Annotated in this window: 12 protein-coding genes and 1 tRNA gene; 7 read left to right on the forward strand and 6 right to left on the reverse strand. The window is 52.4% G+C overall.

Features of this window, described 5'->3' with window-relative positions:
* Nucleotides 1-3: 3 nt before the first annotated feature.
* Together nusB and TREPR_RS15345 are read left to right on the forward strand one after the other, a co-directional pair.
* Nucleotides 4-510: a transcription antitermination factor NusB gene (nusB, locus tag TREPR_RS15340; RefSeq protein ID WP_015709262.1), complete on the forward strand. Its 507-nt coding sequence runs from the start codon at nt 4-6 to the stop codon at nt 508-510.
* Entirely contained in the window at nt 507-2240 is a 1734-nt protein-coding gene (locus TREPR_RS15345) for a tetratricopeptide repeat protein (protein ID WP_015709263.1), read from the forward strand. Before nusB ends, TREPR_RS15345 begins: the two co-directional genes overlap by 4 nt.
* Nucleotides 2241-2287: 47 nt before the next feature.
* On the opposite strand, the gene TREPR_RS15350 is transcribed toward TREPR_RS15345, so the two are convergent.
* Entirely contained in the window at nt 2288-2896 is a 609-nt protein-coding gene (locus TREPR_RS15350; RefSeq protein WP_015709264.1) for an ATP-binding protein, read from the reverse strand.
* 232 nt (nt 2897-3128) lie between these two features.
* Here TREPR_RS15350 and eno point away from each other — a divergent pair, with 232 nt between their 5' ends.
* The 3 genes from eno to TREPR_RS15365 all read left to right on the forward strand — a co-directional run bounded on the left by eno (nt 3129) and on the right by TREPR_RS15365 (nt 5307).
* Nucleotides 3129-4430, forward strand: coding sequence for a phosphopyruvate hydratase (gene eno, locus TREPR_RS15355; RefSeq protein ID WP_015709265.1), 1302 nt, complete (start codon nt 3129-3131; stop codon nt 4428-4430).
* Nucleotides 4431-4727: 297 nt separating this feature from the next.
* Complete coding sequence (locus TREPR_RS15360) at nt 4728-5033, forward strand: type II toxin-antitoxin system RelE/ParE family toxin (RefSeq protein ID WP_015709267.1); 306 nt, start codon at nt 4728-4730, stop codon at nt 5031-5033.
* On the forward strand, nt 5020-5307 hold the full coding sequence (locus tag TREPR_RS15365; RefSeq protein ID WP_015709268.1) for an addiction module antidote protein: 288 nt from the start codon (nt 5020-5022) through the stop codon (nt 5305-5307). The genes TREPR_RS15360 and TREPR_RS15365 overlap by 14 nt, the downstream gene beginning before the upstream one ends.
* Nucleotides 5308-5744: 437 nt before the next feature.
* On the opposite strand, the gene TREPR_RS15370 is transcribed toward TREPR_RS15365, so the two are convergent.
* Nucleotides 5745-5818, reverse strand: a tRNA-Ala gene (locus TREPR_RS15370).
* A gap of 205 nt (nt 5819-6023) precedes the next feature.
* Here TREPR_RS15370 and TREPR_RS15375 point away from each other — a divergent pair.
* Nucleotides 6024-7694, forward strand: coding sequence for a hypothetical protein (locus TREPR_RS15375; protein ID WP_015709269.1), 1671 nt, complete (start codon nt 6024-6026; stop codon nt 7692-7694).
* 15 nt (nt 7695-7709) lie between these two features.
* On the opposite strand, the gene TREPR_RS15380 is transcribed toward TREPR_RS15375, so the two are convergent.
* The 4 genes from TREPR_RS15380 to TREPR_RS15395 are packed head-to-tail and all read right to left on the reverse strand — an operon-like array spanning nt 7710 to nt 10777.
* Nucleotides 7710-7982 carry a hypothetical protein gene (locus tag TREPR_RS15380; protein WP_015709270.1) on the reverse strand — a complete coding sequence of 91 codons (273 nt, stop codon included), beginning with the start codon at nt 7980-7982 and terminating at the stop codon, nt 7710-7712.
* Nucleotides 7966-8520: a signal peptidase II gene (lspA, locus tag TREPR_RS15385; protein WP_015709271.1), complete on the reverse strand. Its 555-nt coding sequence runs from the start codon at nt 8518-8520 to the stop codon at nt 7966-7968. The genes TREPR_RS15380 and lspA overlap by 17 nt, the downstream gene beginning before the upstream one ends.
* An 11-nt stretch (nt 8521-8531) precedes the next feature.
* On the reverse strand, nt 8532-9293 hold the full coding sequence (locus tag TREPR_RS15390; RefSeq protein ID WP_015709272.1) for a Nif3-like dinuclear metal center hexameric protein: 762 nt from the start codon (nt 9291-9293) through the stop codon (nt 8532-8534).
* Nucleotides 9290-10777, reverse strand: coding sequence for a hypothetical protein (locus TREPR_RS15395; protein WP_041611246.1), 1488 nt, complete (start codon nt 10775-10777; stop codon nt 9290-9292). Before TREPR_RS15395 ends, TREPR_RS15390 begins: the two co-directional genes overlap by 4 nt.
* A gap of 118 nt (nt 10778-10895) precedes the next feature.
* Between TREPR_RS15395 and TREPR_RS15400 the strand changes: the two genes are divergently transcribed.
* A complete protein-coding gene (locus TREPR_RS15400; RefSeq protein ID WP_015709274.1) occupies nt 10896-12386 on the forward strand; it encodes an HDOD domain-containing protein in 1491 nt (496 codons plus the stop codon).
* Nucleotides 12387-12503: the final 117 nt, after the last annotated feature.

Genomic DNA, 12503 nt, shown 5'->3' on the forward strand with positions numbered 1-12503 from the left:
CGTATGGCATCACGCAGAAAAGGACGGATCCTGGCGTTTCAGGCACTTTACTCCTGGGAAGCCGCTGAAGGGGTTGTAGGAAAGTCCCCCGCAGCCGGTTCCGGCCCCTTCATCCCTGAAGGGTTGCTAAATTTTTCCTGGCTGGAAACGGAAAAGCTGGCTACCCTGGATGGGGGTACCGCCGAATTTTCACGGCTCCTCATTCAGGGAACCATAGAAAATATCGCCGCAGTGGACGCCATGATCCGCTCCCACCTTAAAAACTGGGACTTTTCCCGGTTAAACCGGGTGGACCTGGCTATACTCAGGATGAGTTCCTATACCCTCATGTTTCAGGGAGATGTTTCCCCCTCGATTGTCATTGATGAAGCCATCGGCATATCAAAGGAATTCGGCACCGACGATTCTTACCGTTTTATAAACGGTGTCCTGGATAGCATACGCCGAACCCTACAGGAGTCGGAGAATCAGAAACAGCAAACTTTGCAGGACAGGCAAATTCCTAAATGAAGCGGGCCATTGTTATTCCCCCACCGGGGAAACATCTGCCGGATTCTCAGCGTTTCAGACTTCAGCTACTTTGCTTTCTGGGCTTGGCCCTTGCCCTGGTGGTTCTGGGAACCATACTGTTCCTGACCTTTTATGTTCACCGTCCTGATGCCGCCGGAGGAAGTTTTTCCGGGGAACTGAAAAAAATCGACGCCCAGCTCAGTGTTTTCTACGTTGGGGAAACCGCGAATCCCGATCCGGCCCGGTTTAATGCCCTTCTGGATCGGCTGGAAAAGAAGGCTATCGGCGTTGAATCCCGGCTTTCCATCCTGAAACGCCGTAGAATCCTGGTTCGCTTAAGCGCCGGAGAAAACCGTGACCATTTCCGCGCCGCCTACCGGGAAGCCGCCGCCCGGGCCGCCGAAGCCTTCCCCTTTTCGGAACCCCTGGCAGCCATAGCCGCGGAGTCCCTGATTTCGGATTTGCCTGATGGGCTTTCTGAAAATAGGCGAAACAAGCTGGAGCAGTATGCCGGTCTTTTATCGGAAAGCCGTTTCATCACCCTGGCCCTGGACATCCAGGTGCTCCTGGGCGCCCTCTCGGATCCCGAAACCGCCCTGTCCCGGGGCGCCGAACTCCTCGCCGCCGGGGCAGCCTCAACCACAGATACTGAACGGGAAAGCTTCCTCATCAACGGCACCCTGTACCGGCTCCTCCGGGGCGACAAGGAGGGGGCCCTTTCCCAGGTCGTCTCCTTGCTCCAATCCCCAGACGCCGGGGACCAGTCCCTCCGTTTTGGGGCGGAATTTTTCTACGATATGGACAACCCCATGCGGGCGGCGGAACTCTTTTCCCGGTTTTCAGACACCTCTTCCATGGGCCGCCTGGCTGATTCCCTCTGGCTCGCAGGTTTCAAGGATGGCGCCGCAGAAATCTGGGCTGCCCTGGTTTCCCCCCCGGTTTTAGTTACCGGGGAAGCTGCCGGATCTCAAGCCCCCGGTGTGGAAACGTCTCTAAAAATTCGCAGCCTCTACAACCTGGCAAGGGTGAGTAAGGATGAACAGAAACAGGCCGCCTATTTCCACGGATTGTTTTCCGAAGCCCCGGGGCATATTTACGGGGTTATCGGGTACAGCCGCCTCTTTGACGCTTATCGAGCGGAAAACCTGCTCACCGAACTGGATGCCCAGAAAGAACCCCTGCTGGATTTGGAACTGCTGCGCCGCAGACTGGATAGCTGGGAGATCCGGCGGGTAACGGCGGAAACCTGGCTGCTCCTGGGCCGCCATCCCGATGAAGAAGGTCTCTACCAATGGGGAGCCTGGTATTTTGACCGGCAGCGCCAGTACTCGGAAACCGCCCTGCTCCTGCGCCAAGCCCGGCTGAACGGCATGGACGGCCCCTGGCTTGCCCTGCACGACACCCTTCGCCTTATCCGGGAAGGCCGGCTTGACGAAGCGGCGGAGCTCTTGCAGGAACAGCAGCAAGGCGGCGGCATCTGGCAGATCCCCGCCAATTTGGGGATCATCATGGAAAGCCGCCGCTCGGTTGCCCCAGCCCTGGACTACTATGAAACCGCCGCTTCCATGGTCAAGGACCCCCGGGACGCCGCCCGGGTTCAGCTTAAAATCGCCCATTGCCTCCATGTGATGGGCAGGGATCAGGAAAGCCGCCGGGTTCTGGAATATGTTCAGGACCTGGACCCGGACAACCTAAGCGCCCGGCTGGAACTCCGCCGGCTCAGCCTGTAGGACTGGTGCTGAATGTGCGTAGTGTCCTCGTCAGAGGAACGCTCCCATCACCAAGCCCTAACCCTGGTTTCCTCAGGCCCAATGACCGTAACCGTATCGCCGGATTGTTCAATTACATAGAGCCCCTGTTTAAGCGCGTAATCTCGTACATTATCAAGAAATATGGCCCCCGCAATACCGCCGTAGAGTTTCCGCTTATCCCCATGCAGGTCCGCCCATTGGCGTAATTTTTCCATCCGCTCCACATGGTCGAAAATATCGTTATTATTAGGCTGGGTCTTAATTTCCACCGCCATCGCACAGTCCCCGTTTTCCAGGAGGACATCAACTTCGGTAAAAATTTGATGGGTACGTCCCTGAATAAACAAATTGGTCGAAGATTTTTCAAAGGTATAGCCGAATTGGTGAAATTTTGCGTGCAGGTTGGAGATGAACATGTGTTCAACCACACTGCCGAATTTCCGCCCCAGATCGCCGACAATTTTTTGGGTCGCCTTCTGGGATTCCTTAATCTCCCGGGCCATTGCCTCTCTGGTTTCCTGAAATTTCCGGTCTGATTCCTCTCGGGCCTCCTGAAATTTCTGGTCCGATTCCTGAAACATAGCCCAGACCTTTTCAAAGCTTAATTCCGGATCATGTTGATATTGTGATTCCATCTCCGCGCTCCTGACAAAAGTATACCACACTGGGGGCCCACGGGCCAACGGCCGGACTTTCCCCTGCACCCTGTATGGCAATAGGCTGAAAAATGCATTAGTTCACTGCCTGAAACGGTGACAGTCACCGTTTAGGGGCGTGCTTAAATTCCGAATCCCCGCCTATTGACCTTGAGCCCATAAAGCCGGACAATACCTATAGAAGACCAATTTATTAAGGAGAAAAATCTATATGAGCATTATTGAATATGTACAGGCCCGTGAAATCCTCGATTCCCGGGGAAACCCCACGGTAGAAGTGGATGTCATCCTGGAAGACGGCTCCCTTGGCCGGGCAGCGGTTCCATCCGGGGCTTCCACCGGGGATTACGAGGCGGTGGAACTGCGGGACGGTGAAAAAGACCGGTACCTGGGCAAAGGTGTCCAGCAGGCGGTGGCCAATGTAAATGATATCATCGCCCCGGAAATCCAGGGCTACGATGCCCTGGAACAGGTTGATATTGACCGGACCATGATCGAGCTGGACGGCACGGAAAATAAGAGCAAACTCGGGGCCAACGCCATTCTGGGGGTTTCCATGGCAACTGCCCGGGCCGCTGCGGAACACCTTGGGGTTCCCCTCTTTAAGTACCTGGGAACCTTCCACTCCAACCTGCTACCGGTCCCCATGGCCAACATCATCAACGGTGGCAAGCACTCGGACAACAAGATTGACTTCCAGGAGTTCATGGTCATGCCCATAGGCGCCGAATCGGTCAGGGAAGCGATCCGCTGGACCGCCGAAGTGTTCCACAACCTGAAAAAACTCCTCAGCGATGCAGGAAAAAACACCGCCGTAGGGGATGAAGGCGGCTTTGCCCCGGACATCGGTAATGAGGAAGCCCTGCAATTCATTGTCAAAGCTATTGAGAAAGCCGGGTACAAGGCTGACGGCCAGCAATTCGGCATTGCCATGGACTGCGCCAGCTCGGAACTTTTCGGCGAAGGTGACAAAAAGGGCTACAAGTTCTGGAAATCCAACCCGAGCAAACTCTTTTCCGCCGACGAGATGATAGAAATCTTCACCGGCTGGGTAAACAAGTACCCCATTATCTCCATTGAAGATCCCCTGGACCAGGATGACTGGGACGGCTATGTAAAACTCACCAAATCCCTGGGTTCCAAAATACAGATCGTCGGTGACGACTTCTTTGTTACCAATACCAAGCGGCTTGAGAAAGGCATCGGCCTTGGGGCTTGTAACTCCATTCTGATCAAGGTCAACCAGATCGGTACGGTTACTGAAACCTACGAAGCGGTTGAAATGGCCAAACGGGCGGGCTATACCGCCATCATCTCCCACCGCTCCGGTGAAACCGAAGACACCTTCATCGCCGACCTGGTGGTAGGCCTGGAAACCGGGCAGATCAAAACCGGTTCCATGAGCCGCACCGACCGGGTGGCCAAGTACAACCAGCTTATCCGCATCGAGGAACAGCTTGAGGGCATTTCCGAATATGCCGGGAAGAAGGCGTTCTACAACCTTAAGAAGTAGTATCCCATACCGGGATTAAAAGGGCCGCTCCGGATGGGGCGGCTTTTTTTGTCGGCCCCCGAGGGGACGGCCGCAGCCCTTTTATAAAAGCGAATGAACTTCCCCGGCGCTTTTACAGGAAAGTGCCTTTTGGGCAAGTTTTTTACAAGTAGCTGAATCAAGCTTTCTTATTGCCCCTTTAATCAACCCTATCTTTGGAGAGGCAAGGCTCAGTTTGCCGATGCCCAGGCCTATGAGCAGGGGTAGATAGAGCATAAAACCCCTTGACAATTTGTATTTTATAAGCTACGATTCAATATGAACAAGGTTCGGCACACACGGACTTATAGACTATGGTTTTCCAATTTGGGTGACTTAAAAGCTCGAAGTCGTATTGATATGCGGATTAAACAACTTGCTTTGGGTAATCCAGGAGATGTTAAACCAGTTGGCGAAGGGATTTCTGAAATACGTATCGACTATGGGCCTGGGTATCGGATTTATTACAAAGATATAGGGAATGAAATTGTGGTATTGCTCTGTGGAGGTAATAAATCCACCCAAACAGAGGATATTATAAATGCAAAGAAAATTGTAAAGGAATTGGAAGATGGAAGTAACTGATTGGGACATGGCGGATCATATCAACTCCAAAGAGGAAGTAATCGCTTATCTTGAGGCAGCCCTTGAGGAAAACGATATGGAGCTTCTTTTATCGACCCTTGGCGATATTGCACGGTCTAAGGGTATGACGCAGATCGCCAATGATCTAAACCTTTCCAGAGAAAGCTTATATCGTTCCCTATCCCCTGACGGGAATCCATCATTCAGTACGGTCATGAAAGTTTTGAACACTTTGGGTTTCCATCTTTCCTTGAAACAAAAAGCAACAGCCTAACAAAAACCAGCTTTCATGCACAATTATGCCGGTCCGTATACACGTTTCTTTCCGGTACATTCAATAGCCGTTAGAATATTGAGTAAGGTGGTATTATAAAGAAAAGTTCTGGAGGTGAGGGGAATTGCCTTCGGCCGGTGATCCGTAGCATCCCCCAACGGCCCTACGCATTCGCTTGGGCCTTATGAGGGGCCGGTCAGGGGTTCAATTCCCCTACGGAGTGAGGTTTTTAAGAACTTTTTCAGGTAATAATGATTGTTTTAAGTTAAAAAAAAGTTCTGGAGGTGAGGGGCTTTCGGTCCGGGGGACCCTCCGTCGGCCTTACGCATTCGCTTAGGCCTTTGGGAGGGCTGGTCAGGGGTTCAATTCCCCTACGGGTTGAGGTTTTTAAGAACTTTTTCAGGTAATAATGATTGTTTTAAGTTAAAAAAAAGTTCTGGAGGTGAGGGGAATTGAACCCCTGACCTCGTGAATGCCATTCAGGCGCTCTAGCCAACTGAGCTACACCCCCAGAAGAGTTTTTAGAATTTACCCTGATCTGGCTCATTGTGTCAAGCGGTATTCGCGGATTGCTAGAAAACCCCTATTCTTCACTTAATCTTCAAGAAAAACCGCTGCCCTTATGATATAATTTTACGTTGACAGCTGTAAAAAAAGCCGATATAAACAAGGGAGATCCTTCGTTATTAGAAGTTTAGCTTATGAGCGATAATAATATGTTTCAGGGGGAAATGGACCCGGAGCTGGCTGCTTTATTGGGCACAGCGGGTCCTTCACCTGCCGGCAATAAAACTCCACCTCCTCCCGATTTTTCCAGCCTTTTTGGTGATGGTACCGGATCTGATGGGCTTGAGGATACTTTGGGGTTTCAGGATATGGATGGGGAAATTGGGGAACCTGAGGTCGATCTTAGCTCCACCGGCTTCCCGGAAATAACAAAAAAGTTCGCCGATACCCCCCATACGGCTTTTAATGACCCTAATTACTATAAATTAGCCCTCTCCAATGAAGGGGATATAGCCCAGCGGCTCCATACCCTCCTCCAAAAGTACATCAATGCCAAGGATCCTAAGGACAAAGGGGTCTTTCGGCAACAAATGATCACCGTTTATTGGGATTTTTTGCTTGGAGTGGGGAAAAAGGCGCCCGGGAAGCTTTTGGACCCTAAAAAATACCTGCTCCGCTTCGGAATTTTGCACCCGGGCTTTCTGGGAACCGAGGAAAAGGACCTTTTTTCCAAGTTCGTGGTGACCAACGACTATACCGAACCAGTGTACTACCTGGATGAATGGCTCAAGGCCGTGGGGACCGGGGTGATCCGGCCTTCTACCACCGATGAGGTGAAGGTCACCAATACCAATGCCTCGGCCAAAATGCGGCAGCTCCTGGATAAGGCGGAGGGTAAGCGGGATGGAGCCCGGAGCCTCCTCAAGGCTAAGGACGAGGAGCGGATGACCCTGGAAAAAACTTTTCAGGAAAAGGCCGGCCAGATCACCGAACACTTCCCCATGGACGATCTGCCGGACGTCCACTCCCTGTATAGCGATTCTCAGAAAAGGACCTTCTATGAAATCCAGGAACTGCTGAAACAACTGGTCAAGGCGGACCGGGAACTGGATGTGTTTCTCCGGGAATATAAGGGAGCCCTGGAGGATGTTGAAACCTTGAACGACAAGGTCGCCGCAGAAGGAGCCGCCGGGGTGGATAGCCAGGCAGTGGATACCGAATTCGGTACGATCCGGCAGATGGCCAAAATGACCATAGGCCGCCAGGGGAACCAGTTCCCCATACTGACCAAGGAATACTTCCACTGTATGCCCCAGGATGTGGCTTCCCGGGAAAATATCATAACCCAGCTTGCCTGGTTGGAAGGTATTGATCCCCAGGCTTTTTGCCGGTCTTACAAAAATAAGCTGAACCGCATAGTCCCCTTTGTCATACTTATCCCCAGTTATGGAGATACCGGGTTCTGCTGGGAACCCTTTGACCGGTATAACCGGGCCACCAGCCGGGGCCGGATCGCGGTCCCCATGTTCTCCAAGAGCCTGCCCCTGGCGCTCCTCACCGCAGTAGGGGATCTGCGCTGGCAGGTCGCCAAAGAAAAAGCCTCCTTCTACTGGATGGAAGAAGGACTCACGGGCAATTACTATCAGTGGTTCGCGGCTAGAAAATACAGAGGGGACGTGAAGGAATTTTTTATCAATGACTATATTCTATGGATGACCAAGGAAGCTGAGGGGACCCAGAAACTGGATAAGGAAGTCCGGGGCATCTTCTGGCGATATATGCCCTTCCCACAAACCCTCAAGGATAAGCTTAAGGACCGCAGTTACACCTACCAGGATCTGTACCAGAAAGATCTGAACCGCGCAAAATCTGACCTGTAACAAGGGCGCCGGATACTATTTTTTTGATCCCACCAGGGAATCAAAGTACTTCTTCACATCCACCTTTTTCATAAACAGCTTCAACAGTACCTGATAGACAATAAACGAAGTTGCCAGGGCCACAATAAAAATAACAGCCAGACTGAGGATGATGGAACCGGGAGGCAGCCGGGGCGCCAGAAACCACGAGTAGGGAAGGTAATAGATAAAAAAACAGAGCAGGGTTATCACAATATTTACCGCCGTGGCGCCCAGAATGAACAGGAGGGTGTTAGTTTTTCTGTTCATGGGTCACCTCTTTACCCTGCCTGGGGGGTATAACAACCGAAAGGAAAAGCAGAATCCCGCAAACAACTACGCTAGAATCGGCAATGTTGAAGGTGGGCCACCGGTCCATCCCCAGGAAACCGTAGAATTTAACGCTGATAAAATCCACCACCCCCGCAGGCCGGAAAATGCGGTCAATGATGTTGCCGAAACCGCCCCCAAGTATCCCCGCCAAGGCCCAGCGCTGCATCCCGGTAATATCATCGGATTTAAGGTAATAACAAACCAGAAAGACCAAAACCACCAGGGGCAGAACAACAAACAAGGCGGGTTTCAAGAAATCCGGAAGGCTTTCTCCCAGGCTGAAGGCAATAGCCTTGTTCCGCACATGGATGATCCAGAGGAAGTCATTGCTGAACACATCCTTGATAAATTCCCCGCCCCCCGGGTTCCGGATGGGCCAGCCTTTTACGATAAATCCCTTTACCAACTGATCCGAAAGGATAACCAAACCGGTCAGCAGAAAGGGCAGCAATTTATGTTTATCCGCAATTTTCATGTTCTTCTCCATTATAACCCAGTGGGGGCATCAATAAATTCAACTTCGATGTTCAATTCTGCAGCGCAGTTTTCCATAACTCGGCGGACTCCCCACACTTCGGTGGAATAGTGCCCTCCGGCAATCATATTCAGCCGCCCTTCCAGAGCCTGGTGGTATATCTCGTGGGCAGCTTCCCCGGTAACATAGAGATCCACCTCCTCGTCAATGGCCTGAAGTGCCTCATGGGCAGCGCCCCCGGAAATAACCGCGCAGCTCTGGTTCTCTTTTTTTCCAAAAGGATACACCCCCAGGGGGGGCCGATCCTTAAAGCTGATCCGCTTAACCGCTTCTTCAATGGTCAGGGACTTCGCCAGCTTCCCCTTGTACCCTATCTTCCGGCCGTGGTATTCCCCAAAGGGTTCCGGCGTTTCAATACCCAGAAGCGCCGCCAGGGCCGCATTGTTTCCCAGTGCTGGGTGTTGGTCCAGGGGCAGGTGTACCCCGTAGAGGGCCAGGTTATGGTCCAGGAGGAATTTGATACGCCCCCGGTGAACCCCTTCAACACCCAATGGCTTTCCCCAGAACAGCCCGTGGTGCACAAAAAGCAAGCCCGCCCCGGCATCGGCGGCCCGCTGGAAACTTTCCAGGGTGGCATCCACCGCAAAGGCGATTTTGCGGATCTCCGCCCCGTCATTATCCACCTGCAAGCCGTTCAGGGAAGAATCCACCGGAGCAAACCCACCAATATCCAGGATGCGTCGAAAGTAGGCGTCCAAAATCCGGGTCGTCATAAGCCTAGTATATACTCCCTGGGGGCCAAATACCAAGCCCTATTGATATCAATATAAATGCTCTCCTCCAGGGGAGTCCGCCGGAGAGAGTCATCCTGAAGAATGGCCGCGGCGAAGTTGGTGATCAGGGACGCAGTTCCGGGGATATACTCTTCCTGGGACCAGATAGGCTTCAGATCTCCGGGAAAGAGCAGGCTCAGGAGGGGATATTTTTTCGGTACATCCGAATAGTCCAAGGGACCGGCTCCGGGAACCCTCGCCAAGGCTGCCGGGTTATTACCCTTGCGGAAACATTCCAGCACGCTCATATACCGCCTTTCCCGGTACCGGGAATACAGCGCCCGGTCGGAGAGGATGAAGAAGGCCGGAATTTCCGGGGATGGAAGTGCATCAAAGCCGGCGATTTTCCGGGGGCGCAGGTTGGAGAGCCGGGCTCCGATATCCGCCAAAAGGAAGCGAAGAAATCCTGCCTCCGTCCTGGACAGCCCCGGGGTTTTCAATGGCTCATGGCCTAGAGCCGACAGGATAGGACCTTCCAGGGAGATGATGCCCCGGATGGCGGGGTTTTTCCCAGCGAAACCCGGGACGGAGGCCATGGTAGTCAGGGCTGCCCCGCCGGCGCCGTAAGCGGCGATGAATATACAGCTGCGATCGGCGCTAACAGGCAGGGGGGGGTCCGAATCGCCCCGGTTTCTGATGGAAGCAATCAGAAATTCCAGGTCCCGCATCCGCTCTTCCTCAATGGCGCGGCCCAGATTGTTTGCCGCTGCCCGCCGGGTTCCCTGAAATATGGCCTGAAACAGCCGTATACTCCGAACCGGGGACAGAAGCTGCTTAGCCCCGGTTTCGCGGACCGCCGGGGCGTCCACCCCTTGGCGGGAATAGCTCAGCACCGTAAAACCCCGGCGGGAAAGATCCTCGCAGAGCCGGTCCACCACTAAAACGGAACCCGCCGCCGGGGGGACAAGCAGCAGCAGAGGCCCCTTCCGTAGAGCCTGGCCGGAGAGCCCTGGGGCGCCCGGGGTTTCCCGACCCTGATCCGGGGATGGAGCGTAGACCCGCAAGTATAGATTGACATTCCGCACCTGGTCATGGATTACAGAAGTACTTACCCCGGACTCTTCAAGGTCCATGTCCAGGGAAGGGGCAAAATAAACCGCCAGCGCAGTAACCGCGATGAGCACCCCCAGGTAAATCCCCGAAGCCACCGGCCCCCGGTCCCGGAAATCATCGTTTCGCATCCGCTGAAATACCGAACTAAGGGCAGACAGATGTACCCAATTCAGAAAAATCACGTATAAACCCAGGGGCAGACATTCCGGCCGTATCCCATAGGCAGGGAAAAGGCCAATAAAGATTCCCAGGGCAAGCAGGGGGAGTAGGGACAGCCCATCCAGTCCCCACAAATTCTTAACAAAGGGCCGGATCAGAGGCAAAAAGAGGAAAAAAGCTATTAACAATTCAAGGGTTCTCAGTTCCCACATACCCCGAGTTTACAGGGGATGAAATATTTATGAATAGGCCTTAAAAGGTTCTTGCGTGAATGAGATATTAGCTATAAAATAATATTTTGGGTGTTAGCTCAAGGAAGAGGATAAAACTATGGCGGAACAGGTATTAACCATTGATGAATCAAAGGTAAAAAAAGCCGTCCAATCCGGCATACCCTTGACCATAACCACCTACACGCTTCCCCATGAAATGGAGGCGTACATTGAGCAGGTCATAGCCGTCTTCCTCCGGCAGGTTGATAAGGAAGACCTTAAAGATTATATCGTATACTGCGTCCAGGAACTGGCAGGAAACGCAAAAAAGGCCAATACCAAGCGGGTTTATTTTATGGAACGGGGCCTCGACCTGTCCAACCCCAAGGACTACAAGGATGGAATGGTTTCCTTTAAAGAGGATACCATTACTAACATTGCCCATTTCCTCCAGCTCCAAAAAGAAAAAGGCCTGTATATCAAACTGATCCTCCAGATTAAGAGCAATAGTATCAATATTGAAGTACGGAATAATGTGGCCATCACCAAAACTGAGTTGATCCGTATCCAGGATAAACTGGCCCGGTCCCAGCAGTTCGACAGCTTGGAAGATGCCATAGGGCAAGTCCTGGATGATTCCGAAGGGGCCGGACTGGGCCTGGTGATCCTGGTCCTGATGCTCAAAAAAATCGGCCTCAACGAAGAATGTTTTGATATACTCAGCAACGAAAAAGAGACCGTAGCCCGAATTCTCATCCCCATGGACAAGGTCCGGGTAGAAAACTTGGCTGCCCTGTCCTCTACAATTGTGGAAAACGTCAATTCCCTGCCCCAGTTTCCGGAAAATATACTCCTGGTACAAAAACTCATCACGGACCCAAAAGCGGAAATGACCGATATAGCCCGAAAAATTTCTATGGATCCGTCCCTGACGGCGGATCTCCTGAAAATCGTCAATTCCGCCCAGTACATGCTCACCAAAAAGGTAGATGGCATTGCCGAAGCGGTAAAAATGGTGGGCATACGGGGCATCAAAAATCTCCTTTATTCCTATGGAACCCAGAAAATCCTGGGGGAGGATTCCGCCGAAAAGAAGGCCCTCTGGGAACACTCCTATAGAACCGCCTTCTACGCCTTTAACCTGGTCAAAAATTTCCACAAGGATCCGGCCATCCTGGACGATGTCTATGTGGGGGGCATACTCCACGACATGGGCAAGATCGTCTTTGCCACGGTCCACCCGGATTTGATGGATCGCATCCGGGAATTTTGCAGCGAAAAAGACCTCCCCGCTTCCACCATGGAGGACCTCTCCGCAGGAATGAACCACTCCGACATAGGCGCCTTGATCGCCGAAAAGTGGAATTTCCCCGAAGCCCTGGTCGCAGTTGTCCGTTACCACCATAACCCCTCCGCGGCTCCTGAGAAGTACCGTACCATGGTGGAAACCGTCTACCTGGCCAATATGTTCTGTGATTATGAAAAAGGCAACATCACCTTTGAGCAGCTCGATCCGGAAGTCCTAAAGAGTTTCAGCATCAGCACAAAAAATCAGATTGATAAACTTCTGGAACGGTTTAGCGCAGGGTTCAGGAAAGAAAACCTCTAAGAGCCTGTTGAACTTAAGCCAAATATTCCCCTGCAAATACAGGGGAACTATGGTGTATTTTATAATAGGTTGGATTTTAACTTTACCGCCACAAAACCTAAAGACCGTGAGGTCCCA

It is taken from the genome of Treponema primitia ZAS-2 (assembly GCF_000214375.1).
Lineage (GTDB): Bacteria > Spirochaetota > Spirochaetia > Treponematales > Breznakiellaceae > Termitinema > Termitinema primitia.

Bases quoted from the DNA above. Each gene is read 5' to 3' on its own strand.
- nusB (WP_015709262.1), top strand. From the start codon at position 4: ATGGCATCACGCAGAAAAGGACGGATCCTGGCGTTTCAGGCACTTTAC.
- TREPR_RS15345 (WP_015709263.1), top strand. From the start codon at position 507: ATGAAGCGGGCCATTGTTATTCCCCCACCGGGGAAACATCTGCCGGAT.
- TREPR_RS15350 (WP_015709264.1), bottom strand. From the start codon at position 2,896: ATGGAATCACAATATCAACATGATCCGGAATTAAGCTTTGAAAAGGTC.
- eno (WP_015709265.1), top strand. From the start codon at position 3,129: ATGAGCATTATTGAATATGTACAGGCCCGTGAAATCCTCGATTCCCGG.
- TREPR_RS15360 (WP_015709267.1), top strand. From the start codon at position 4,728: ATGAACAAGGTTCGGCACACACGGACTTATAGACTATGGTTTTCCAAT.
- TREPR_RS15365 (WP_015709268.1), top strand. From the start codon at position 5,020: ATGGAAGTAACTGATTGGGACATGGCGGATCATATCAACTCCAAAGAG.
- TREPR_RS15375 (WP_015709269.1), top strand. From the start codon at position 6,024: ATGTTTCAGGGGGAAATGGACCCGGAGCTGGCTGCTTTATTGGGCACA.
- TREPR_RS15380 (WP_015709270.1), bottom strand. From the start codon at position 7,982: ATGAACAGAAAAACTAACACCCTCCTGTTCATTCTGGGCGCCACGGCG.
- lspA (WP_015709271.1), bottom strand. From the start codon at position 8,520: ATGAAAATTGCGGATAAACATAAATTGCTGCCCTTTCTGCTGACCGGT.
- TREPR_RS15390 (WP_015709272.1), bottom strand. From the start codon at position 9,293: ATGACGACCCGGATTTTGGACGCCTACTTTCGACGCATCCTGGATATT.
- TREPR_RS15395 (WP_041611246.1), bottom strand. From the start codon at position 10,777: ATGTGGGAACTGAGAACCCTTGAATTGTTAATAGCTTTTTTCCTCTTT.
- TREPR_RS15400 (WP_015709274.1), top strand. From the start codon at position 10,896: ATGGCGGAACAGGTATTAACCATTGATGAATCAAAGGTAAAAAAAGCC.